This window comes from Micrococcaceae bacterium Sec5.8 (assembly GCA_039636775.1).
In the GTDB taxonomy this organism is placed as follows: domain Bacteria; phylum Actinomycetota; class Actinomycetes; order Actinomycetales; family Micrococcaceae; genus Arthrobacter.
The window spans coordinates 1,822,073-1,845,331 of sequence record CP143429.1 but is presented as its reverse complement, the minus strand read 5'-3'; the positions used below and the strand labels follow the sequence as shown (position 1 = coordinate 1,845,331).

21 protein-coding genes and 2 pseudogenes are annotated in these 23,259 nt (G+C 64.5%); 11 read left to right on the top strand and 12 right to left on the bottom strand.

The genetic code is table 11. The annotated features are described in order from the left end of the window. Nucleotides 1-17: 17 nt before the first annotated feature. Nucleotides 18-3,323: an RHS repeat-associated core domain-containing protein gene (locus tag VUN84_08505; protein XAS65656.1), complete on the bottom strand. Its 3,306-nt coding sequence runs from the start codon at nt 3,321-3,323 to the stop codon at nt 18-20. Between the two features lie 518 nt (nt 3,324-3,841). Here VUN84_08505 and VUN84_08500 point away from each other — a divergent pair. From VUN84_08500 to VUN84_08475, 6 genes and pseudogenes are all read left to right on the top strand, one after another. Then, the gene (locus VUN84_08500; protein XAS65655.1) at nt 3,842-4,468 is read left to right on the top strand and encodes a sulfatase-like hydrolase/transferase; all 627 of its coding nucleotides are present in this window, start codon (nt 3,842-3,844) and stop codon (nt 4,466-4,468) included. Continuing rightward, nucleotides 4,395-5,147, top strand: coding sequence for a sulfatase-like hydrolase/transferase (locus VUN84_08495; GenBank protein XAS65654.1), 753 nt, complete (start codon nt 4,395-4,397; stop codon nt 5,145-5,147). Before VUN84_08500 ends, VUN84_08495 begins: the two co-directional genes overlap by 74 nt. Continuing rightward, complete coding sequence (locus VUN84_08490; GenBank protein ID XAS65653.1) at nt 5,144-5,440, top strand: SUMF1/EgtB/PvdO family nonheme iron enzyme; 297 nt, start codon at nt 5,144-5,146, stop codon at nt 5,438-5,440. The genes VUN84_08495 and VUN84_08490 overlap by 4 nt, the downstream gene beginning before the upstream one ends. Beyond that, nucleotides 5,403-5,732 (top strand): annotated as a pseudogene (locus tag VUN84_08485) (SUMF1/EgtB/PvdO family nonheme iron enzyme). The gene VUN84_08490 and the pseudogene VUN84_08485 overlap by 38 nt, the downstream one beginning before the upstream one ends. Nucleotides 5,733-5,869: 137 nt before the next feature. Further along, the gene (locus VUN84_08480) at nt 5,870-7,276 is read left to right on the top strand and encodes an MBL fold metallo-hydrolase (GenBank protein XAS65652.1); all 1,407 of its coding nucleotides are present in this window, start codon (nt 5,870-5,872) and stop codon (nt 7,274-7,276) included. A gap of 204 nt (nt 7,277-7,480) precedes the next feature. Further along, entirely contained in the window at nt 7,481-8,671 is a 1,191-nt protein-coding gene (locus tag VUN84_08475; GenBank protein XAS65797.1) for an MFS transporter, read from the top strand. Nucleotides 8,672-8,786: 115 nt separating this feature from the next. Here VUN84_08475 and VUN84_08470 read toward each other — a convergent pair whose 3' ends face one another. From VUN84_08470 to VUN84_08460, 3 genes are all read right to left on the bottom strand, one after another. Next, nucleotides 8,787-9,551 (bottom strand): sulfite exporter TauE/SafE family protein, encoded by a 765-nt coding sequence (locus VUN84_08470; protein XAS65651.1) that lies wholly within the window; start codon nt 9,549-9,551, stop codon nt 8,787-8,789. After that, nucleotides 9,548-10,156 carry a rhodanese-like domain-containing protein gene (locus VUN84_08465; GenBank protein ID XAS65650.1) on the bottom strand — a complete coding sequence of 203 codons (609 nt, stop codon included), beginning with the start codon at nt 10,154-10,156 and terminating at the stop codon, nt 9,548-9,550. Before VUN84_08465 ends, VUN84_08470 begins: the two co-directional genes overlap by 4 nt. A 156-nt stretch (nt 10,157-10,312) precedes the next feature. Further along, on the bottom strand, nt 10,313-10,615 hold the full coding sequence (locus VUN84_08460) for a rhodanese-like domain-containing protein (GenBank protein XAS65649.1): 303 nt from the start codon (nt 10,613-10,615) through the stop codon (nt 10,313-10,315). Between the two features lie 193 nt (nt 10,616-10,808). Between VUN84_08460 and VUN84_08455 the strand changes: the two genes are divergently transcribed. Next, complete coding sequence (locus VUN84_08455; protein XAS65648.1) at nt 10,809-11,174, top strand: thioredoxin domain-containing protein; 366 nt, start codon at nt 10,809-10,811, stop codon at nt 11,172-11,174. Between the two features lie 61 nt (nt 11,175-11,235). Beyond that, a complete protein-coding gene (locus VUN84_08450; GenBank protein XAS65647.1) occupies nt 11,236-11,709 on the top strand; it encodes an OsmC family protein in 474 nt (157 codons plus the stop codon). Between the two features lie 67 nt (nt 11,710-11,776). Here the strand turns inward: VUN84_08450 and VUN84_08445 are convergent, their stop codons facing one another. Continuing rightward, on the bottom strand, nt 11,777-12,652 hold the full coding sequence (locus tag VUN84_08445; GenBank protein ID XAS65646.1) for an NAD(P)-dependent oxidoreductase: 876 nt from the start codon (nt 12,650-12,652) through the stop codon (nt 11,777-11,779). Nucleotides 12,653-12,999: 347 nt separating this feature from the next. Between VUN84_08445 and VUN84_08440 the strand changes: the two genes are divergently transcribed. Continuing rightward, nucleotides 13,000-13,527, top strand: a complete 528-nt coding sequence (locus VUN84_08440) for a DUF427 domain-containing protein (protein XAS65645.1) — start codon at nt 13,000-13,002, stop codon at nt 13,525-13,527. A 1,222-nt stretch (nt 13,528-14,749) separates the two neighbouring features. Here VUN84_08440 and VUN84_08435 read toward each other — a convergent pair. Together VUN84_08435 and VUN84_08430 are read right to left on the bottom strand one after the other, a co-directional pair. After that, nucleotides 14,750-15,133 (bottom strand): hypothetical protein, encoded by a 384-nt coding sequence (locus tag VUN84_08435; GenBank protein XAS65644.1) that lies wholly within the window; start codon nt 15,131-15,133, stop codon nt 14,750-14,752. Nucleotides 15,134-15,830: 697 nt separating this feature from the next. Next, the gene (locus VUN84_08430; protein XAS65643.1) at nt 15,831-16,442 is read right to left on the bottom strand and encodes an SRPBCC family protein; all 612 of its coding nucleotides are present in this window, start codon (nt 16,440-16,442) and stop codon (nt 15,831-15,833) included. Between the two features lie 168 nt (nt 16,443-16,610). Here VUN84_08430 and VUN84_08425 point away from each other — a divergent pair, with 168 nt between their 5' ends. Beyond that, nucleotides 16,611-16,811 carry a hypothetical protein gene (locus VUN84_08425; GenBank protein XAS65642.1) on the top strand — a complete coding sequence of 67 codons (201 nt, stop codon included), beginning with the start codon at nt 16,611-16,613 and terminating at the stop codon, nt 16,809-16,811. Nucleotides 16,812-16,908: 97 nt separating this feature from the next. Next, nucleotides 16,909-17,556 carry a hypothetical protein gene (locus VUN84_08420; GenBank protein XAS65641.1) on the top strand — a complete coding sequence of 216 codons (648 nt, stop codon included), beginning with the start codon at nt 16,909-16,911 and terminating at the stop codon, nt 17,554-17,556. Between the two features lie 161 nt (nt 17,557-17,717). On the opposite strand, the gene VUN84_08415 is transcribed toward VUN84_08420, so the two are convergent. From VUN84_08415 to thiE, 5 genes and pseudogenes are all read right to left on the bottom strand, one after another. Continuing rightward, nucleotides 17,718-18,173 (bottom strand): MBL fold metallo-hydrolase, encoded by a 456-nt coding sequence (locus VUN84_08415; protein XAS65640.1) that lies wholly within the window; start codon nt 18,171-18,173, stop codon nt 17,718-17,720. A 56-nt stretch (nt 18,174-18,229) separates the two neighbouring features. Beyond that, the gene (locus tag VUN84_08410; GenBank protein XAS65639.1) at nt 18,230-19,468 is read right to left on the bottom strand and encodes an amidohydrolase; all 1,239 of its coding nucleotides are present in this window, start codon (nt 19,466-19,468) and stop codon (nt 18,230-18,232) included. Nucleotides 19,469-20,257: 789 nt separating this feature from the next. Then, on the bottom strand, nt 20,258-21,013 hold the full coding sequence (locus tag VUN84_08405; protein ID XAS65638.1) for an EAL domain-containing protein: 756 nt from the start codon (nt 21,011-21,013) through the stop codon (nt 20,258-20,260). A 790-nt stretch (nt 21,014-21,803) separates the two neighbouring features. After that, nucleotides 21,804-22,634: pseudogene (gene thiD / locus VUN84_08400) on the bottom strand (bifunctional hydroxymethylpyrimidine kinase/phosphomethylpyrimidine kinase). Next, complete coding sequence (gene thiE / locus VUN84_08395; protein XAS65637.1) at nt 22,622-23,239, bottom strand: thiamine phosphate synthase; 618 nt, start codon at nt 23,237-23,239, stop codon at nt 22,622-22,624. The pseudogene thiD and the gene thiE overlap by 13 nt, the downstream one beginning before the upstream one ends. Between the last annotated feature and the right edge of the window lie 20 nt (nt 23,240-23,259).

Here is a 23,259-nt window from a genome sequence, read left to right as displayed (position 1 = left end):
TCATGACTTTTTCTTGGCTAAAAGCTGAAGGCAGCGTGAATCGCGTCCAGGAATATGCCGGGCGAACCGAGGCCCCCCGTGAATGTCCCTAGTGCTCCTCCGGCCAAAGCACCGGTATTTACGTCTTGTCCATCAATGGCAGCACCAACTGCGCCACCTGTCAGGCCGCCGACACCACCGCTGGCAGCTCCGACCACCGCAACTGCAACGAACCCACATCCGCCCAATGTAGCTGCACAGAAGACCCCAGTTACGGCTGCGGAGAACGCTAGCCCTATGCCGAACCCTACCGCCGAACCCAACGTCAGTAGTCCTAATGGATCTCCATTATTGATGGGGTCGTTGGCTGCGAAGGCGTAGCGGTTGGCGTTGGCCGGGTTGAGGGGCGCGTCGAGGGTGTCTTGTTGGGTCCAGCGGCCGAGGGTGGGGTTGTACCAGCGTTGGCCGTATTTGACCCAGCCGGTGACGCGGTCCTGGATTCCGGCTTTGAACATGTAGGGGTTTTGGGTGGTGCCGAGGCCGCCTGAGTCCGCGGTGATGGCCGGGACGCCGTAGGGGTCGTAGTCGTAGGCGAATGCCCGGTAGGCTCCGCTGGTGATGAGTGCCGCGGGGTTGCCGGTGCCGTCGTAAACGTAGAGGGATTGCATCCCGGAGCTGGTGCGCAGCATCAGGGCCTCTCCGGTGGCGGGGTCGTGTTCGACGTAGGCCGTGGCGTTGTCCTTCTTGTATTGCTCGATGACGGGTTGGCCCTGGGCGTCGGTGCGCCCGTACGTGATCCGGTAGGTCCCGTTCGGGGTGGTCTGGGACAGCACTTCGTTCTGTGAAGTTCCAGCGTAGGTGTAGTTGTAGGTGGTGCCGGCCTTGGTGACCGAGGTCATCTGCTGGGCCGCGTTGTAGCCGTAGCTGCCGTTCGGGTCGGCAGTGAGGTTCCCGGTCCCGTCGTAGTTGTAGTTGGGGCTGGTGATCTGGTTGGCGGCGTTCACGGTGAGGTTCTGGCTGGGCATGGTGCCGCCGCTGGCGGTGAGCCGGTTGCCGCGGGCGTCGTAGGTGTAGAGGTAGGTCGCCGGCGACGGGCCGCCGGTGATCGCTGCTTTGGTGAGGCGTCCGGCCTTGTCGTAGGTGTAAGCGGTGACGGCGCCGGTGAGGTTGTTCTTGACCCACTGGATCTTGGACCGGTCCGTTGTCGTGCTGCTCGGGCAGGTCGGTGCGGTGGAGCCGGCGGAGTAGCAGTAGGTCAGGTCCACGACGTTGGAGTTGCTGGCGGTTCCTGACCCCTGTTCGGCGAGGACGCGGGTAATCCGGCCGGTGCGGTCGTAGTCGGTGTGGGTGTGCGCGGCCCAGGTCGTGCGGTCATCGTTGGCCTGCAGCCAGGTGTCGGTCCGTCGTCCCCGGTCATCGGTCGCGACGGCCAGGGTCTGGGGTGCGCCGTTGTGGAGGTACGTCATCGTGGTCATGACACCGGAGGCATCGAAGGCGTAGGAGGTGGTGCCGCGGCTGTCCGTGGTGGAGACCAGGTTGGAGGCCTTGTCATAGGCGTAGGCGATGGTCCCGCCGCCGGCGGTATTGACCCGGGAGGTGAGGCGTCCCATCTGGTCGTAGCCGTAGGTCGTGGTTCCGGAGCCGTCGACCCGGGTAAGGACCTGGCCGATGGCGTTGTAGGTGTAGGCCACCGCCGGAGTGCCGTCAGAGAAGCTGGTTCCGGCGAGCCGTCCAACGGCGTCGTAAGAGTAGGTGACGGTGTTGCCGCGCCCGTCCGTGGCGGTCGCCGGCCGGGCCCAGGCGTCGTAGGTGAACGCTCTGGCCCCGAGGGAGGAGCCGGCGACCGGGGTCAGTGCCGTGAGTTGGTGGTCGGTGTCGTAGCCGTATTGGGTCTTGTTCGTACCGTTTCCGGGCGCGAGGGCGGTCTTGACCGTGCCGTCGGGGTTTACTTCCAGGGCAGCCTTCGCGGCCAGGGCGTCCGAGGCGGTCAGCGCATTCCCGGCCCCGTTGTAGGTATAGAGGGACTGGTTCCCGGCGTCGTCCGTGCTCGAGGAGGCCAGGTACTTCGTGTTCGCCGCGGTGTTGGCGTAAGCGGCTTGCCCGGATGCGCCGCCCTGGGAGGTGGATGCGGTGATGGACTGCCCGGTGTTGGCCCCGTAGGTGTTCGTCGTGGTCCCGGATGTCGTTCCGGTGCCCTGGGTGGCGGTGAGGGTGTCGAAGTCCCCGGTGTAGGTTGCCGCCTGGGCCCGTCCCATCGGGTCCGTCGCCGCGGTGACGCGTCCGCCGGTGTTTAGCGTGTAGGTGGTGCGGGGTCCGGACGCGACCGCAACGGCCGGGTCGGTGTTCGGGCCCGCGACCAGGGTCTGGGCGGATGACGGGTAGGTGATCCGGGTGATCGAGTTCCCCGGGGAGCCGGCCGAGGTGTTGACGCGTTCGATCTGCGTGACCCGGCCCGTGGCGTCGTAGCTTAGGTTCGTTTTGCCTCCGGTGGGTGGGGTGATGGCCGAGATCCGCCCGCCGCTGTAGCCGAAGGTCGTGACCTTCCCGGCCGGATCCGTGACCCTGCTCCATGCCCCGTAGCCGTCATTGAAGAAGGACGCCGACCGGGTTGCGGTACCGCTGGTCTGTGAGATGGACGCGAGGGTGCCCGTGTACGAGTCGTAGGAGAGAAGGGCAGTGTGGGCACCTGCCACACCCCTGGTGGCCGTGATTCCGGTGATCTTTCCCGCGGCCGGGGTGAACGCCGTCGTGTTGCCGTTGCGGTCAGCGAGGGACTTCACCCGGCCATCGGAGTTGAAAATCACCACCGAGGCGCTGGTCCGGGAGGTCAGTGTGTAGGTGCCGTCGGCGTTCTTCACCAGATCAGCTTTCGTGCCTGCCGGCGCCGTGAACGCAGACGTGGATCCGGACACCGGCGTGAACAAGGACGAGTACCCGTCCCCGCCGGTGTGGAGGACACCGGACGGGGTCAAGGAAAGTGAGCCGGCGCCGCCGAAGTTCAGGATCCAGCGGGCTGCGGCATCCCCTTGCGTTGTGTCGGTGGACTGGGAATTGAACACGGCGCCCAGCGGAACGTCAGCGTTGACCCCCGGCAGGGTTAGCCCGGAAACAGAGAGCATCAGGTTGCCGGTGCCGACGTCGACCGAACCGGAGACCTGGTCCGAGATCTGTAACGGCAGCCGCGTGGCAGCCGGCCGGGCGCCGAGTTCGCCGATGGTGGTCTGCGCTCCGGAGGAGGCCCCCGGTATGACCATGGGTACCGGCACGATGGCCAAGCCGGGCCCTGCCGTCCCGGCCAGCAGCCCGATGCCCGAGCACGAGGCGATGGCGCCGCGGAACAACAAAGCCGGCGGCCTATGGCCACCGGCAGATCGATTCGAACATGGCGGCGTACGCCGCTTTCCCCCAATAAACATCCTAGCCCCAGACCTGGAAGTGAGTGATGCCGCTCACTTTACGTTTGAGTCTCACAAGTTGACCAGAGAAGCAGGCTTGTCATTTTCATGACAAAAAGTCAGCTGTCCTGTCACACGGAGTCCTCAACCCAAGACCCCGCTCTGAACATACCAAGGTGCGACAAAGCGCACCCCCTCCTCTTGGCCGGATTCATCCCGGAGCGCATTCGTCCTAAGAAGCGACCCACAGCCAACGGCAGGCGGACCAGGCCCACCAAGCCCAACAGCTCTACGACGCCGGCGCCCACACCGTTCAGCGCATCGCCGATCCGCTTCAGGTCCCGCACTCCACGATCTACGGCCACCTCAACGAAACATGCATCCGGCGGCGACCCACCCCAGCGCCGTGACCCGGCGTAACAGCGGTGCCGAGCAGACCCTCTAACACTTGGCCCCACCGGCTTAGCGTGACTTTCCCGAGCATTGGTCCTCAAGCCCCATACCGGACGCCGAATATCGACCGCCTCGCCGAGGAAGGGATGCGGTTCACTGACTCCTATGGCCAGCAAAGTTGCACCGCGGGGCGGGCGTCCTTTATCACCGGGCAGAGTGTGTTCCGCACCGGGCTGAGCAAGGTTGGCATGCCAGGGGCTGACATTGGGTTGCGCGCCGAGGACCCGACCATCGCGGAGTTGCTTAAGCCCCACGGCTACGTGACCGGGCAGTTTGGCAAGAACCACCTGGGTGACATGAACGAATTCCTGCCCACCGTGCACGGCTTCGACGAGTTCTACGGCAATCTCTACCATCTCAACGCCGAGGAGGAACCGGAATCGCCAAATTGGCCCAGCGTCGAGGACTTCCCCGGGTTTAATGAGCGGGCCCGTCCCCGCGGTGTAGTCCGTTCCTGGGCAACGGAGAACGACGACGACACCGTGGACGGGAGGTTCGGACGGCGGGGCCGTCAGCGCATTGAGGACACCGGCCCACTGACCAAGAAGCGCATGGAAACCGTCGACGATGAATTCAGTGCCCCTCGATCACCTGGACGAACTGGACATAGCCGACGACACGATCGTAATTTACTCGACTGATAACGGGCCGCACATGAACAGCTGGCCCGACGGCGCTATGACTTCGTTCCGAAGCGAGAAGAACACAAACTGGGAGGGCGCCTTCCGGGTTCCTGAGCTGATCCGCTGGCCAGAGCACATCCCGGCGGGCGTGGTGTCGAATGAGATCATCCAGCACCATGATTGGCTCCCGACGTTTCTTGCGGCCGCCGGCGACACGACCACGGTCGAAGACCTCAAGCGGGGTAAGGAAATCGGCGGCCGCACCTACAAGGTGCACATTGATGGCTACGACCTCCTGCCGTACCTCACCGGCGAAGCCACAGAGAGCCCCCGCCAGGGCCTGGTTTACTTCTCCGACGACGGAGACGTGCTCGCGATGAGGTACGACAACTGGAAAGTTGTCTTCATGGAGCAACGCGTACGGGGAACGCTTCAGGTGTGGTTCGAGCCCTTTGTGCAGCTGCGGATCCCGAAGGTGTTCAACCTGCGCACCGACCCCTTTGAGCGCGCCGACGTCACCTCCAACACATATTTCGACTGGCTCTTCAAGAACGCCTATCTCGTCCTCGCGGCCCAGGCGCTGATGTCGGAGTTCCTGGCGACATTCGAGGAGTTCCCCCCGCGCCAGCGTGCGGCGAGCTTCAGCATCGACCAGGCCGTGGACAAACTGCAAGCGTTTCTGGCGGGCGGCGATTGAGCCGTCATTCCACGCCGTCGACCGCCGTTCCCGAGGGATTCATCTCCATCCACGGCGGTGAGTTCACCATGGGCTCGGACAAACACTACCCGGAGGAGGCGCCGGCGCGCCGGGTGCGCGTGGGTGGATTCTGGATCAGCCCGACGGCGGTCACCAACCGCGAGTTCGTGCGCTTCGTACGCGAGACCGGATACCGCACGGTCGCGGAGCGTCCCCTGGACCCGGGCCTCTTTCCGGGCGCACCGGCGGAAAACCTTGTCCCGGGACAGGGCGCGGTTCACTTGGGGGAATGACGCCGAGACCACCACGGCCCCGCGCGCGAACTACTGGCACGGCGACTTCCCCTGGCGTACCCGTCGCGGCTACGGTTCCACCACGCCGGTGGGCTCCTTCCCCTCGAACGGCTACGGGCTCTATGACATGTCCGGAAGCGTATGGGAGTGGACCAGCGACTGGTACGACCGGCACGACGCCGGCGACGGTTGCTGCGCCCCGGTCAATCCGCGGGGTGGTGTCCGCGACGCAAGCCTGGACCCACGGCAGGCCCCGGTGCCCCGCAAGGTAGTCAAGGGCGGCTCATTCCTCTGCGCTGACAGTTACTGCTTGAGATACCGGCCGGGCACCAACCACTTGCAAGATACCCCTAGGGGTATTACCGTTGTGGTTAGAAGAACGAGGATCCCTTACGGAAACTCCCCCACCGCCCAACGAAGGAGAGCCCCATGCTTCTGGAACGCATTTATGACGAGGACCTCGCCCAGGCCAGCTATTTCATTGGCTGCCAGGCCAAGGGTGAGGCAGTCGTGGTGGACCCCCGCCGCGACATCGCGGTCTACCAGGACCTGGCTGCCAAAAACGGCATGAAGATCGTTGCCGTCACGGAAACCCACATCCACGCCGACTACCTCTCCGGCACCCGTGAACTGGCCGCCGCGACCGGCGCGACCGCCTACGTCTCCGGCGAGGGTGGAGCGGACTGGCAGTACGGCTTCGAAGCCCAGCGCCTCAACGACAACGATGTGATCACCCTGGGCAACATCACCCTCAAGGCCCTGCACACCCCCGGACACACCCCCGAGCACCTCTCGTTTCTCGTGACCGACGGCGCGTTCGCCGACACCCCCGGGTACCTGCTCTCCGGTGACTTCGTCTTCTCCGGGGACCTCGGCCGCCCTGACCTGCTGGACGAGGCTGCCGGCGGAATCGACACCCGCTTCGCCGGGGCGAAGCAGCTCTTCACCAGCCTGCGCGATAAGTTCCTGACCCTGCCCGACCACGTCCAGGTCCACCCCGCCCACGGCGCCGGCAGCGCCTGCGGCAAGGCCCTCGGCGCCATCCCCTCCTCCACCGTCGGCTACGAACGGCTCTACTCCTGGTGGGGCCCCTACCTCGCCGCGAACGACGAGGAAGGATTCGTTGCTGAGCTCCTCGACGGCCAGCCCGACGCCCACGCCTACTTCGGCCGGATGAAACGCGAAAACCGCGACGGCCCTGCAGTGATGGGCAAACGCAAACCCCTGACAGAACTCGCCCCCGCCGACGTCGCGGCCAACCTTGCCGCAGATAAAGTGATCTTCGCCGACACCCGCCCCAACGACCAGGTCCACCAGGGCACCGTGACCGGGTCCGTGAACATCCCGGCCGGGAAATCCACGGCCAGCTTCGGCGCCTGGGTCATCAACCCCGAAACCGACACGAACCCGCTCGTGCTCCTGGCCCCGGACCAGGCCGCCGCGCAGGAGATGTGGGACCATCTGGTCCGCGTTGGCATCGACAACGTCACCGGATACCTCACCAGCCTTCAGGGTCTGCCCATCAGCACCCCGAAGCTGATCCAGCCTGAGGACCTCGCCGGCTTCGACGCCGCGATGGTCCTGGACGTCCGCAACCGCACCGAGCACGCCGCCGGACACATCCCCGGCTCCCACCAGCTCAGCGGCGGACGCGTGATGTGGAACCTCGACGAACTCCCCACCGAAGGCACCATCGTGTCCTACTGCCAAAGCGGGGTCCGGAACTCCGTCGCCGCCAGCGCGCTCCGCCGCGCCGGCTACGACGTCGTCGAACTCGACGGCAGCTACGCCGGATGGGAAGCCCGGCAGCCGCTGGGGTCCCTCGCCAGCAACTGATCCAGGCACCATCTGAAGTGATTGATTGACATGCGTTGGCGGCGGTCCGGGACACCGGGCCGCCGCCAACGTCTGTCCCAAAATAAGTGGAGTACACAGATGACGCCCGGTAACGCCCCCTCACCGCAGGACCGTGCGGTCCGGCGGGAGAACCCGCGACGCGCCGGCCTCTCGCTGGGGCTGCGGCAAAACTTGGCCCAGTTCATGCTCCTCGTCGCCGTCAACGCCCTCGTCGGGGGCACCCTCGGCCAGGAACGCACCGTGCTGCCGCTGCTGGCAGGACAGGTCTTCCACCTGGACCTCTACACCGCCGCCCTGACCTACATCCTGGCGTTCGGGCTCGCCAAGGCCGCCACCAACTATTTCGCCGGTACCCTCTCGGACCGCTACGGCCGCAAACCCGTCCTCATCGCAGGCTGGCTCATCGCCCTGCCCGTCCCGCTGCTGCTAATTTTCGGACCGTCCTGGGGCTGGATCGTCGCGGCCAACGTCGTCCTTGGCATCAGCCAGGGCCTCACCTGGTCCACCACCGTGATGATGAAGATGGACCTCGTCGGCCCCTCCCGCCGCGGCCTGGCCATGGGACTGAACGAGGCCGCCGGCTACCTCGGCGTCGCGGGCACTGCTCTGGCCACCGGCTACATCGCCGCGAACTACGGGCTCCGCCCCGGACCATTCCTGCTCGGCGCCGCCTACATCGCCCTGGGCCTTGGTCTCTCGGTCTTCGCCGTCAAGGAAACCCGGGGCCACGCCAGGCTGGAGGCCGCCAGCCACACCTCTGCCCACGCCGCCGCCCACGGAGAATTGAGTAACCGGGAAATCTTCACGTTGACCAGCTTCCGGGACAGATCCTTGTCCTCCGTCAGCCAGGCGGGCATGGTGAACAACCTCAATGACGGCCTCGCCTGGGGCCTTTTCCCCGTGCTCTTCGCCGCCGCCGGACTGAGCATCGAAAAGATCGGCATCCTCGCCGCCATCTACCCCGCCGTCTGGGGCGCAGGCCAGCTCGTCACCGGCGCACTCTCTGACAAGTACGGCCGTAAATGGCTGATCGTCGGCGGCATGCTCGTCCAGGCAGTGGCACTGGCAATGGTCGCCCTCGGGACAGGTTTCGGGCTCTGGCTGGCCGCCGCGGTCCTGCTCGGCGCCGGAACGGCCATGGTCTACCCCACCCTGCTGGCCGCCATCGGCGACGTCGCCCACCCGGCCTGGCGGGCACGCTCAGTCGGGATCTACCGGCTCTGGCGCGACGGCGGATTCGCCGTCGGCGCCCTCCTCGCCGGCATCCTCGCTGATGCTTACGGCATCCCCGCTGCGGTCGCCGTTGTCGGCGCCCTCACCGCAGGATCGGGAATCCTCGTGGCCGTCCGGATGCGCAACACCGACCATCATTGACGACCGGGGACCGGGGACCGGCGTTCTGGCGTGATGCCCGGGCACAGGCGTTGGAAAACGGGGAAGCGCCGGAGGATATGTCTTCCGGCGCTTCCCTGTTCCCTTGCAGGCACTCTTAGGTGAGGAGTGCCTGAACGGTGACGTAGGCGGCGATGACGAGGACGAGGATGCCGAAGCCGCGTTTGAGTGCCTTGTCGGGGATGTTGGTGCCGATGCGCCCGGCTGCGAGGGAGGCGATCATCGCGGTCCCGGCGAAGGCTGCGGTGACGGCCCAGTCGATTTGCAGGTCGCCGAGGTGGGCGGCGAAGCCGGCGGCGGAGTTGATGACGATGATGACCAGGGAGGTCCCGACGGTCAGGGCCATCGGGAGCCCGAGGACCAGGGTGAGGGCCGGGACGATCAGGAAGCCGCCGCCGACGCCGAGCAGTCCGGTCAGGAAGCCCACGACGGCGCCGGTGGCGATGGCTTTGGGCAGGCAGCTGCGCCAGTTGACCCCGCCGTCGGGCAGTGCGCAGGAGCCGCCGGCGGTTGTGGAGGGCATCAGCATCCGGATGCCGGCGAAGACCATGATCGCGGCGAAGGCCAACAGCAGGATCTTCGGGTCCAGGAGCCGGTTGACCGCCGCGCCGAGGTAGGCGGTGGCGGTTCCTGCGGCGCCGATGATCAGCGCCAGCCGCCAGTTCACCCCGTTCTTCAGCCGGGGCAGCACCGCGACGGCGGAGGACGCACCGACGACGACGAGTGAGGTCGGGATGGCCGCGGCAAGCGGCAGTCCGACCCCGTAGACCAGGGCGGGGACGGCGAGGATCGATCCGCCGCCTCCGACCAGGCCCAGCAGGGCGCCGACGATCAGCCCGAACGCCGCCGCGGAGAGGATCATGCCCTGGCGTCCAGGTTTTGCAGGGCCTGGTGCGCGGTGGGCTCGTTGGCGGAGCGGTTCCACGGCATCTTCGAGAGGACCTGGCCCATGGCGCAGCTGTTGGTGGCTGCGGAGAACGTCAGGCCCGCGCCGATACCCCCGGCGACCAGGCCGAGTTTCGGGGAGAGAAATTTCGACGCGACGATGCTGGCGAGCACGAGGGAGCCCGCGGTCATCCGGACCTGGCGTTCCATGGCCCACGGGCCGCGTCCGCGGACCACGGTGCCGCCGGCGGCGGCGTAGGCGGGCACTCCCCCGGTCAGGACGCTGGCACTGGCCAGGCCGACGGAATCCAGGTGTTTGCGGGCCTGCTCGGCCCGGTTCCCGGACTGGCAGACCAGAACTACGCGGGTGCCCATTTTCGCCGCGAACTCTTCGGTGTGCTCACTGAGCATGGGAAGCGGCACATGGTAGGAACCCTTGATGTGCAGGGAATCGAACTCCGCGCCGCCGCGCACGTCGATGACCATCAAATCATCATGGTTCTCTTCCCACGCCTTCAGAGTGGTCGCATCAATGGACTGCGGGGCGGAGGCAGCGGAGGTGGTCGTATTCAAGGAAGTCATCATCACTTTCGATATATCGTGGAACATGTCTTAGCGGCGGCACCGCGTTTGCGCGAGTCCGCCATCCACCGCCCGTCAGCCGCAGAGAAAACACGGACCAGGCAAGTGGAAGCCCGGGCAGCACACGAAGACATGCCGCCCGGGTCCCCTGGGGGGTCAAACGGTGGAAAAGCCTGCGGCCGTCCAATCGAGCATTCCGCCAGGCACGGTGTAGGCAGTGAAGCCCGCCGCCGTGAGCTGATCCGCGGCCGCCGCGCTGCGGCGCCCGCTGCGGCAGATGGCAATGACGGGCCGGGCCTTGTCCAGTTCGTGGAGCCGGCCGGCCAGCTCACCAAGGGCGACGTGCCTGGCACCGGGGATCATGCCCTCGGCGACTTCAGCTGATTCGCGGACATCCACAATCTGGGCGTCACTGCCGCTCTTGAGCTGTTCCGCGAGCTGCTGCGGGGTGATTTCCATGGGCTGGACCTTTCGGTAGGACGGGGCGCTAACACTGCTGGACCGAGAATTACGGGGATTTGGACAGGGTACGGACCGGCAAGCTCGGTGGGTGACTGCTCTTCCATCTTGGTACCCCCGGGGGTATAAATGCAAACTGAGAACCTGTCCACGCCCCATTGAACAGATACCCCTGGGGGTATAGAATTTAGCCATGGCCACCATTGATGTTTCTGAAAAGTCCTTCAACGACACTATTACCGGCAACAGCATCGTGCTGGGGGACTTCTGGGCTGCCTGGTGCGGCCCCTGCCGGATGTTTGCCCCCACTTTCACTAAGGCTTCCGAGACCCACACCGATATCGTGTTCGCGAAAGTGGACACTGAGGCGGAGGCAGGACTCTCCGCCGCCGCCCGCATCACCTCCATCCCCACCCTTATGGCCTTCCGCGACGGCATCCTTGTCTTTTCCCGGCCGGGAGCGATGAACGCGACCGCTTTGGAGCAGCTGATCACAGGCATCAAGGAACTGGACATGGAAGAGGTCCGGACGAAAATGGCTACCGCCCCCGCATCCTAAGTACTCAGTGGACCCGTCCCTGGGCCACAGCCATGCCGAACCGACAGATCCAGAAGGACACATGCGCAGCGACCCAGTCACCACCTCAGGCAGTGCCTCGCCGCCCCTCAGTGGCGCCGTCGGCGCAGCCCACCCGGTACGCGCCGTGCACCGGGGTGGCGACCGCTTTGACATCAATGTCCGTGGTCATATCATCCGAACGGACCAGCCAGCCAGCGACGGCGGCGAGGACACCGGCCCCACTCCGACAGAACTGTTCGTTGCAAGCCTCACCGGTTGCGTGGCATTCTACGTACGCCGCTATCTGGAACGGCATGGGCTGCCCACCGACGGCTTGGCCGTGGAAGCGGAGTTCGCCATGGGCTCACGCCCTGCACGCGTTGCCCGTATCGAGGTGCGTATCACCGTCCCGGCCGGCGTCCCCGTCGAGCGCCGCGGGCCTCTCCTTGCTGTCGCATCCCACTGCACCGTGCACAATTCCCTGACGTCAGCACCCGACGTCTCGGTAGCCTTCGCTGGCGGGCTCGGTCACTGACGATCAACCAACAGGGCAATCCTGACTCGTTCCATGCGTCGACGAGATTTTCCGACCATTCTGGATCTTATTGAGTGCTGGCGTAGTAAGCGGCGGCCATGTCCTGCTTGGAGCGGCCTTGAGAAGCGACCCGTCCGAGACGTGCCGCTGACGCCTCGGCGCCGTCGAGCCGCAGACCGTATTCGAGGGCCGCGTCGAGGATAAGGTGGGCGTCTTTCAGCGAGGTATCGACCGCGAAGGATGCCGGCTCCAAGCGGTCCTCAAGAATAAGGGCGGCCTTTGTCCGCAGGAACGGCAGATCCAGACCGCCGCCGTCGATGAGGTTGAAGAACTGCTGGGGATCCACCCCGAGGGCCTCGGCGAGGGCCAGGATCTCGCCGGCGGCATTCGAGGCAGCGATGACCCAGCTGTTGACAACAAGTTTGAGCCGGGTGGCCGAGCCCTCAGCGGGATCCTGACCAGTCCAGACCGTGCGTGCGCCGATTGCGTCCAGAACCGGTGCCACACGCTCACGCACTGCCTCGGGTCCGGCGGCGATGACGAGGAGCTGGCCTGCCTCAGCGGGCTCACGGGTGCCGGAAACGGGCGCTTCGACCAAGTCGACGCCGACCTGGTAGGCCAGGTCGGCGAGGGCAGCTGCGTCGTTCACCCCGACGGTCGTTGACTGGACCCACGCAGTGCCCGGCCGGATTCCCGGGGCGGCCTGCCTCATCACTTCGGTCACCGCGGCAGCGTCGTAGAGCATTGTGACCACCACGTCCGCGCCGGCGACGGCTTCGGCCGGGGAGGAAGCCACCCGGGCGCCGGCGTCGGCGAGAGGTGCCGCCTTGGCGTGGTCCCGGTTCCACACGTGGACCTCATGTTCGGCCCTCAGCAGGTTCCGGGCCATGGCTGCCCCCATGATGCCTGCGCCCAGCACCGCCACTTTGCGTTGCGTCTTCATCGGTCGTCCTCTCGTTCGTGGGTCAGGTTTAGATGCTCGGGCCCCCTTCAACACTGGCCAACAAGCAGTTGGCCAGCACGACTTCCGGGTGCCGGGGAGGACCTCCCGCGGATACCCAGAGTTCCGTTCATTCATACCCTGTGGATTGGACATGGCCAAGAGAGTCACAATAACGTCGATGGCCTGCGGTCGAATGTCCCAGGAGCGGGTGCTCGACGCGGAGGAGCCTTCGGTTTAATCCTGGGCAACAAAGCCCTGCCCGTGAGGCGGGTTTCCGCCAGAGGTGCCCTCCGGGCTCCCCACGGCGTTCATGCTGGCATCCCAGCAGAAGGTGGCACCATGGAAGCATGACTCCTGCCGACGGATTTTCCGGTTTCTTCCGGCGTCCCCAGCCCATCAAACCCAAGCCCGGTCAAGAATCGGTGTGGGACTACCCGCGCCCGCCGAGGGTGGAGCCACGATCTGAACGGGTCATCGTTCGGCTTGGCGGGCAGGTGATCGCGGACACCACCGACGCTGTGCGCGTCCTGGAGACGAGTCATCCGCCCGTCTATTACTTGCCGTTGGACTCATTCCCCGCCGGCGTACTCGTTCCAGTTGAGGGCACCAGCTTCTGCGAGTTCAAGGGCGAAGCGCACTACTTCGACGTCGTCGCCGGCGGAGTGGTTGGTTCCCGTGCCGGGTGGACCTACCCGGAACCCACTCGGGGTTTCGAGGCGCTTAGGACCCGAGTGGCGCTCTACCCCGGTCACATGGACTCCTGCGAGGTCGACGGCGAACAGGTCACCTTCCAAGACGGCGACTTTTACGGCGGTTGGATCACCACACGAATCGTTGGTCCGTTCAAGGGTGGCCCGGGCACGGCCGGGTGGTGAACACTGGCTCGTGCGCGCCGCTGAGGCATGTCCTTAGCAACAGATGCGCGGCTTGAAGCTTCAATTCAGGACGCGTCGCGCGTCTGGTCGGAGTATTTCGTAGGGGCACAAATGCTGAGTGGCGCATACCGTGTGTCCTCGGTCGCAGGTGGAGGGTCTACGGGCTAAGCCCGCGGCTGGCCTTTGAAGCGCACGGACCGTCGCTTCCTGTTTCTCATTGGTCCACCCGTACCGCTCGTGCCAGCCCTCGGCTGAGAGTATCCCAATGGCGGGCGTTTTGAATCCGCACGATTCGAGGGCGTCTCGATAGTTCGGCGGGGACTCCTCATCGCTGTCATCGTCCGTCGTCGTATCCCATGGTGAGGCCATCTTGGAGCCTTTCCGCTCGCAGTTTAGGCTCAGGCCCAGCGCCCCGCCGATGAGCAAGAAAACAATGAAAGCGACATACATAGCCGTCCACAGAGTGATGAGGGTACCTTGGCGCAACTGGACCATGGGGGCGGCGCTGCTGGTCTCATCTGCAAACGCCAGCGCCCCTGCCGCTATGATCGGCTGCGCGACCGCCACCGCTGCGAGGCCGCGAAGACGGGCCACCATGCGCGCCGCCACTCCCGTAAATGTTGAATGTGCGATCGTAGCGCCCACTGCTGCAGCCGTCGTGATAAGCACAGCGATGATGTTTGTAACCTGCGCCGCCGACCATGTCATGGAATGCCGCGAAGCCAGGATTGAGAGCCATAGCAGACCCGCGGTAACCAGCGCGCACGAAAAAACCGCGTTAGTCAGCCACCCCCGCGAGGTAACCCTGAAGTCGACTTGTGCCAGGCAGAGCGAGCCGTTGGGTATCTCTACTCCGCGGAGGCCGACCGTTGCAGTGTGGCCGACCACGTGGTCGTTCGTGAAGCGGGGGCCTTCCTCGTTGGGCCGGCCGGCGAGCAGGCGGGCGCGAACCACTTCGACCCCTGCGGGGGCAGTGAGCTCGAGATGATAACTCGCGGCGTTTTCGGCCCCAGGTACTTGCAACCGCATGCTCGTTGGCTTCAGCCCCAGGGCAACAGGAACACTCGTCCAGACTTTCCGCCACGCCTGTCCGAGTCTCCACGTGTGCCTGGCAACGAATCCGGTGCCAGGAGCAGTCCGATGGTCATGCTCGTACTGCAAGACCCCCTTGACCTGCTGCATGCTCGGGGTCATGCGGTTCCACCCTGTGGGCTCGCTGAACTCAAGGTTGAGGAGCCGATGCCGCCTTCCCGGTTCGCACGGGGTGCCAGCGGGGAGGAATACGTAAAGGGAAAAGTTCCTGCGGAGCAGATGGACGACGGCCCGAACGACGGAACTCTCGGCGAGTGGCACCAGACCGGAGGATACTTCGCTGGGATTCGTCAAGTTGCTGCGTGAAACGGATCCCCGGTGTCGGCAGGCCATGGCCGATCTCGTCAGTAATCCGCATGTTCACTAATGTGCGCCGTCTCATCAGCGCTATCGGGACAATCCAGAACCGGTCGCCCACCTTGTCGGTGACGACGGGCGCGTCGGCGCGAACATTGAAGTCGATTGTGAGGCGGCGCGTCACGTTGCGGTCCTGATCGAAACTCACCTCTTCCACGCGCCTCACCATCCAGCGGCTGAACTGCATCTCAGCCAGAAGCAGGCGTCGTCACACCTCGCCACAGAAAGGGTCGGGCAGTCCGTTCCGGTTGTGACTTGCGTTCAGTGCCTGATCCGTCGGATCAAGAACCCACTCAATGTTCTCGATATCCTCTTGTTGACCGAGATCCGGCTCACGTTCATCCATCATCAGGTACCTCCGTAGCGACACGCCGGTAAGCCGACCCACTCGTGACACCCCAGATGTCCGGAAGCTATTTCGTGCAACCGTTACAGCCACCTATACACCTCTGGCCCCAGGGCGGCAACGGACAGCGTCCCCGGGAGTGGGACTTCCCTGGCAGCGACGAACGCTGCTGCCATGCCCCGCCGCGGAGCGCTCGCAGCACCTTCCGGACATCGGGTGAGTTCTCAGGACGCTGACGCGTACGGTGAACTCGAACCTGAGCAACGCCGCAGTTACCCCGGAGATTTCGTTGTGCACACGGGCCACCGCCCGCCGCCACCGCAGCCGTGTTGTGCCGGGCACGTGCCCGGCGCGGGCCATGCACTCATGCATGAGCGGTTTGGGCTTCTCGCTGCACTGCCTGGTGACGGGCTTGAGCGGGCTCGCGGGGGCGCCACATGACGCCTCTCACCCGGGGCCCGGGCGGATCGGTGCACCTAGTGGGAATGTCCAGGTGCCGCCGCGGCAGTTATGGGCAGGGCTTTTGAAACTTGCCCTCCGCGCGGGTCCTGATCCCTTGGAGCATTCGCCGGGACATGATGAAACTGGCAACCTCCACCGCCTCCACCAGGCACCCGGCCCACCACTGCCGGTATGCATACCGCTCGCGCACCACGAGCCGGGTTGCGCCGTCGGATTGTGGCCGCAAGACAAAGGCCCAGGAGAAATCGAACGGCCCGGGCGGGGAACCCGGAGGAACGCGCAGCACAAGAGCATTGCCTTCCTCCACCAACCCCACCTCCAGATCAGCGGACGCAGCCGGGGCCAGGTGAAAGCGATCCCCTACCTTGATGTCTTGCCACTCCGGGTGGACACGATCAGCGCTGTGGATGTCCAGGCCCGCGAGGTTTTCAAGGACGTCGTAGCTGTAGAGTCCGCCGCGCCCCTGCCCCAACTGCGCCAACCAGGGCCACACGCTATCCTTCGGAGCCGCGATGGTGATCGCGCGCGTTGACTGCAGATCGGCAACTGGCAGGAAGCGGTCGCCCGGGAGCCCGCCGTCGGCTTCGGCGTCGGTGGCACCCCAGCGCAATTGGAAGCGCCGGAACAGAAAGCCCGAAGTGACCAGCCCGGCGGACACCGACGCAAGCATAAAAGCCTGACTCATGTTTCGTGGCTTTGTCATCGGCCAATTCTCCTGGCCGGAGATTCCACTGTCACGGGCCATAAGCCCCCGTGCGGCCCCCGGACGCCGGGGTGAGAGTGACGTTGCGGCCGCCCCGTTTAGATTGTGGCTTAGGCTGGGCGCATGGAAAACACAAAGAGGGCAACCCTCATTTGGTCGCTGGCGGCGATGATGTTCTCTCTCATCGGCGTATACACCGCACTGACGTCCGACGGCGCGTGGTACCAGGTGGTAACGGCCGTCGTCCTCCTTCTTGCCGGAGTGGTCTTCGCTGCCAAGGCAATTCTTGCCGCGCGAACTGCCGGACTGACCGGCCGTCGGTAGCAGGCCGGTGCTGCCCCACAATGCGCGAGCGCTTCCTCCCCTCCCTGAAAAAGACCTGGACCACCGGCTGGGCCAGGAGACGGGCCTCCAGGCCGGCATGACGACTTCAACTCCCCTCGCTGCCGCCCAGCCAGCACATCCTCTCGATTACTGGCTTTCTACGGAGCTTGCCCGGATCAGCCCGCCGAGTGCCCCGTCCCGTTTGCGGCAATTAGCCGACGTTCAAGGCACCTTGGCTGCCGCCTGGAGCAGCGCGATCGGCGGCGGATTTGTCCTGATGCTGAGTGGCGCGTTCGTCTCCGGCATATCGGGCGACCCTGCCGGGGTCCTGCTCCTCGGCCTGATGGGAGCCGCTCTAGCGGTCCTTGGAGTGTTTTATTGGAAGCGGGCGCGCGCCACGTTGCCGAAAACTGACAGGCTGTTGATCAGCCGGGGTCCAGGCTCGGCACGCGGGGGCATGCTGATGGTATCCGTTCTGGCCACCGTCCTGGGCGGGATGCTGGTCACGGCCTGGCCGGGGATCGCGTCGAGGGGACCGTCTTCGCTTGTGACGGTGGTTGGTGCCTACCTCTTGATAGTGGCTCTCTTGGCGGCCTGCATCCTTGTCCCCTCGGTGGTGATGGGCCGGGCCCGGCAGTCCCTCCGGCGAAGGGTCCAAAAAGACCCGGCTCTTCGCAGGGCCGTGGAAGATGATCTGTCCAGGTGGCGGGATCCTTACGGGAACATGAGCTACGGCCCCCTCTAAACGTCGAGGCGGAGCCGGGACCCGAACACCCTCCGGCGCGGCCGCGCCAGCAGTTGCACTTTCGCGCCAGCCCATAGGGTGCCCTGTCCGGTCAGAGACAATATTTCGGGCGACCCATTCTGTTTTTTTGGGCGAGCCGCTGAAGCTGCCATCGATGCACGTCAGGCAGCCCATTCCAACGGGGCCGATGGTCCAACCCGCGGGTCGCCGGGAACACCGCCGTCTCGCAGGCCGCCCACGTACGCGAGATCCTGTTTGACTCGTGCGCGTAGCTGCTCAGCTCCGCCGACTGAGCCATGACCGGGGATGACGGCGACAACGTCGTCGGCCACGCTCTCCGACAGCAGCAGCTCGGCAAGGTAGCCCTCGATCGGATTCTCGGCCTCCAGATCGAGGACAGGCATCAGGATGTCAGAAAGCATGTCGCCGGAGATGAGGACACCGCGCTCCTCGATCAGCAGCGCTGCATGGCCCGGGGCATGGGCCTGGTGTTCGATGATCCGCACGTTCGGGCCATCCCAGGGCATCTGCGCAGCCCCAGCGGGCAGTCCGGTGATGAGACCGAGAAGATCCAGCGGGATCTCCTCGGCACACTTCGGCGGAAGCCGCACGGCCATGCGGGCCTTCCAGTCCGCGTGCTGGACGGCGTAACCTCGCTCACGCAGCCGCTACCTCACGGCAAAGCGGCCTTGGGGTTAACCGGGGTCAGCCACTCGCGGGCGGCGAAGACCAAGGCGTCGACGCCATCGCTGAGGGTGGGTTGAATGGCCGGTGCGTAGTGGGAAGAGTGATTCGAGGGTTGCTGACCGACGATCCTCCTCATGTCTTGGACCGATTCCGCAGCCGAGAACAGAGCCGGGTCGCTTCCTCCCAATAACCAGTAGCTGCACGGCGCCCCGGCGGCCAGAGCCAGCATTCCAACATCCTCACTTCCGGTGACCGGCCCGGGTTCCCACACATTCTGCTCACCGAAGACACCGGCGAGGGCTGAACCTGTTCGCTCGGCGGCAATGGGATCGTTGTAAACGCTGGGGAAACTCTCGTAGATATCGACGGTCGCTTCCCTGGGTGCCCCCGCGCTCACTGATTCGCCGTGGACAATCCGCCGGATCGCCGCGATGGCACGATCCCGAACTGCGGGGTCGAAGGACCGCAAGCTAACGAGGATCTCCGCAGAGTCCGGAATAATGTTGTTCTTCGTTCCCGCGTGGACCGAACCGATGGTCAGCACAAGGGTGTCAGTGGCGGCAATTTCCCGGGACGCGATTGTTTGCAGCCGGAGGATGGTGGACGCGGCCATGACAATGGGATCAACAGTGGTTTCTGGTCGGGATCCGTGCCCGCCGCGCCCGTAAAGGGTAATCCGGATGCCATCGGACGCAGCAAACGCCGGCCCCGGCTGGAGGGCGACTACGCCGGCAGGAAGAGGCGAGACGTGCTGGCCGAGGACAATTTCAGGGCGCCGGATTCGGTCAAACAATCCCTCGCTCAACATCGCCGCTGCGCCTGCACCGAGTTCCTCGGCTGGCTGAAACAAGACTTCCAATGTCCCGGTCCATGTGTCACTTTCGCCCGCCAGCCGTCTCGCTGCCCCAATCAAACACGTGGTGTGCATGTCATGGCCGCACGCATGCATCACTGGAACGTCGCGGCCCTCCTGATCGACTCCCCGCACCAGGCTTGCATAGTCGAGCCCGGTCAGCTCATTCACCGGAAGGGCGTCCATGTCAGCGCGCAGCATCACCGTGGGTCCATCGCCGTTCATGAGGATGCCGACAACACCGGTGCCGCCAACCCCGGCAATGACGTCAAACCCTAACCCGCGGAGTTCCCTCTCTGCCAATGCAGCGGTGTTGTGCTCCTGGAACGACAATTCCGGGTGACGGTGAAGTTCCCGATAGATGTCTTCCAAATCCCCATGGTCTGACTTTTGAGATCGCACACATGCCTCGTTCCTGATCACCCGCCGCCGTCGGGCGCCGGAAAGCCCACCCGCACTGCCATTTCAGATGCTAACGATTCACCGGGCGGGTAGCGAACTCGGCCGCTCCCGAGGTTGACCAAAGTCCATCCCGGCATGGCCTAAGGGCAACAGCGGCCTGCGTGGCTCACCTAGGCATTTTGCGGCAGGAGTCCGCGCAAAACCAGACCTCAAGGAGCCGTTTGCACAGCGGTTCCACAGGGGATCCCCATGGAGGACACAGTCGGCGAGCCCAGCATGGTTTGAACTGGTGTAGCCGCGGATACTGCGGCGGACACGACTTACCGGAGTGCCGGTGGTTCGCTGCGATGGCTTTCGCTGTTGCAGTGCGGCACTACGCAGAGCACCAATTTCCTCAGTGCCTCGTGGACAGACTGCTATTGACGGAGCCCAGCAGGCCCGAAACCGCGCGACCACCACGCCCAGCGGAGGGGTCAGTAAATCCGCCCGCCCAGAACCCTGACAGTGAGGTGTAATCGATGTCACCAAAGCGCAGACACCGCTTTTGGACCCGTGAAAACGCGCCCTTGATCCTGCTTGGCTTAGGCCTGTTACTGGTGTTGATCGCCGCTGGAATAGTCCTATGGATCATCAACGTTGCACCTGTCATCTCGCGGCTCCCAGCATCCTAAGCGAGCTGCTGCTCCCCCGATTTCATTCATTCTCTGCCGAAAAACCAGGCCGGCGTTCACGTTCTCCGCCGGAGGTATCCGCTGAACGCTAGACGGCAGCGATGTCATCGGAATGTACCCTCGGAAGCGCCTCGAATGCTGGCTTTGCAAACCAATATCCTTGGAAGAGGCGGATGCCGGTTTCCTTGAGAGCCAGGAACTCAGCTTCGGTTTCAATGCCTTCAGCGAGCACCGTGATGTCGAGCTCTCTGGTTATGCCGACGATGCCAGCAACAACGGCCTGACGCGCAGGGCTGGCGTCGATTCCCCGGATAAGCTTCATGTCGATCTTGATCAAGTCTGGCTGGAAGTCTACTAAGAGCCCCAGGCCCGCATGACCGGCACCAAAGTCGTCGATGGCGGTGGTAAAACCGTGCTTGCGATATTCGGTAATGATATTCAGAAGATGAGCGGTGTCCGCGACCTCCTCATTCTCCGTGAACTCGAACATGATTGACGACGTCGGAAAGCTGCATCGCCCGGCTGCAAGCAGGGTCGCACGAAGGCATGCAGCCGGTTCGTAGACCGCGTTCGGCATGAAGTTGATGGACAGCTTTAAATCCTCGCCTGCAGGAAACAGGCGCGATGCCAGTTCGATTGCTTTGACGCGGCAGTCTTGATCGAAGCGGTACTTCTGTTCCGGTGAGACCTTTGACAAGACGTCAAAAGCACCCTCGCCCGACAAGCCTCTGACCAGCGCCTCGTAGCCCCATACGCGCTCGGCAACGGCGTCGTAGATCGGTTGAAAGGCCATGCTGAAATCGAAGTCGAGTTGTGAAGATGTCGTGCAGCCCTCGCAGGCCATGTGGGGTCCTCTCTCTGGTTACGTCCACCGTATGGTACGACGGTTGCCGCCAATATCTCGGCCAATTCGGGTTGAATGCCCGCGCCCAAACCCCCTTGCCATTCGTCGACCGTGCAGGGGCGCCACTGCGCTGTTGGGGATCTTGATCTTCACGGTCCCGCCCCGTGGAACGAACCTGACGGCTTTGCCTACGCCGCCCCGCCCACCTCGAACGCGTTGCCGATGTGGGCGGGGACCTTCCGTACAGTCCTGATGGCCCTTGGTGGGCTTGGTGCAGTGGCTCTCATTGGGATTTCTGTCAGCTTCGCTCTCCCGGCAAGCATGTACCAGCCCGGAGGGCTTCGCGGAGTCGGCTTTGGCATCATGTTCTCGCTGTTCTACGCGGTCGGATCGATCCCCTACATGATCGCGAACGTCGTCTACGCCGTTCGCTGGGCGACCTCTCTGCGGGGTCACAGCTACAGAACCTCCCGACTCAGTTCAGCCTTCCTCCTAGCTGCCCCAATACTGGTCGCCATGAGTGACGCTTATGGCGTCGCTCTGCTCTTGAGGCACTAGCGGGGATTGTGGCGCTTTATCTAGCTTTTCTTGCGAAGGCCCACGTCTTTCCCAATCGAACTCTTCAACCACGTGCAGCGGCATTCCGGGCCTATTCTTTCGCTCGATCGGGTTCGCTCCCAGTAGAAGGCCTCTTCGGGATGGCGGACTCGAATACGTGCGCTGTATCTTTCCGGTGGTTTCGTGATGGTGGCTGCGGCGGGACACCTGGTGTTGCATCTGTTACGGTCCAGAGTCGATGGAAGTGATGGATCGGCCCGTTGCCTTGGCCGACGTGCAATTCATCAGCATGGTTGAGAGCGTCCTGCAGCCAGTCTTTCGCCTGGGAAACAGCAACTGTCCAATCACCGGTGCGGGCCATGACCGTAGCGACGGCGGAAGACAGCGAACACCCGGTCCCGTGCGTATTCTTCGTGGCCACCCGGGGGGATACGAACTCCACGACTACCCCGTCGGTACCATTTAGCTGGCCGGTGGCGTCAACGAGTGCGTCGGGACTGGATTCGGCGCTCAGATGGCCGCCCTTGACGAGCACCACGATCCCGCAGACCAAGGACAATTTCCTGGCCTGCCCGATTGCCGTCGCCCAGTTGGAGGCGACTGGTTCGCCGACGAGGACGGCGAGCTCGGGAAGGTTAGGGGTCACCAGGCCTACCTCCCCCACGAGTTCTCTCAGTGCGGCTTCGGCGTCGGCGGCCAGGAGCCTGTCCCCACTGGTGGCGACCATGACGGGATCCAGAACCACAAGTGGGGGCCGCACACGGCGGAGCCAGTCCCGGACGACCGCGATCGTTGCGGCATCTCCGAGCATGCCGATCTTCACCGCATCGATTGTGACGTCATCACTGACGGCGTTGAGCTGTTCGTTGAGAAATTGTGCGGGCGGTGTGTGCATGGAGCGGACGCCGCGGGTGTTCTGTGCCACCAGCGACGTGATTACCGCCATCCCGTACCCGCCCATTGCGGCCACGCTCTTCAGGTCCGCCTGAATTCCGGCACCCCCGGTCGGATCTGTTCCGGCGATGCTTAGGACGCGTGGAATTGAACTCTCTAGAGACACCATTGCTCCTTCAGCAGTCCGGATGCGGCCCGGGGATCATCGGATGCGCAGACTGCGGAGACGACGGCGACCCCGGCAGCGCCGGCGTCACGCAGTGGGCGTACATCAGCCAAGGTGATCCCGCCGATCGCCACGCACGGGAGAGTGCTTGAAGCGATCAGGGCGCCGAAGCCGTCGATCCCCACCGGTCGGGGATGATCGGCCTTCGTGGCGGTGGCGTGGACGGCGCCGACTCCCAGATAGTCCACCGTCCCCGCCGTTAGCTCGTGCGCCGTCCGGATCTCCAGATCGGTTGCCGCGCTCAATCCGACGATAGCTTCCGGACCCACGAGGGTCCGGATGAGCTCGGCGGGCAGATCGGACTGGCCGACATGGACTCCGGCCACTAGTGCTCCTGCCGCCCGAGCGGCCAGGAAAATGTCTACGCGGTCATTAATCAGCACAGGGACGCGGTTGCCAACCAATTCCGCAACGGCTATCAGCAGATGCAGCAGCTCCCGGGTGGAGCCTTCCTTGTCGCGCACCTGTACAAGAGTTGCGCCCCCCGCCACCGCCGATGCCACAACAGCAGGCACCGTCCGCGGGCCGCATTGGTTCGTATCAGTCACTAGGTACACGGGCAGGTATC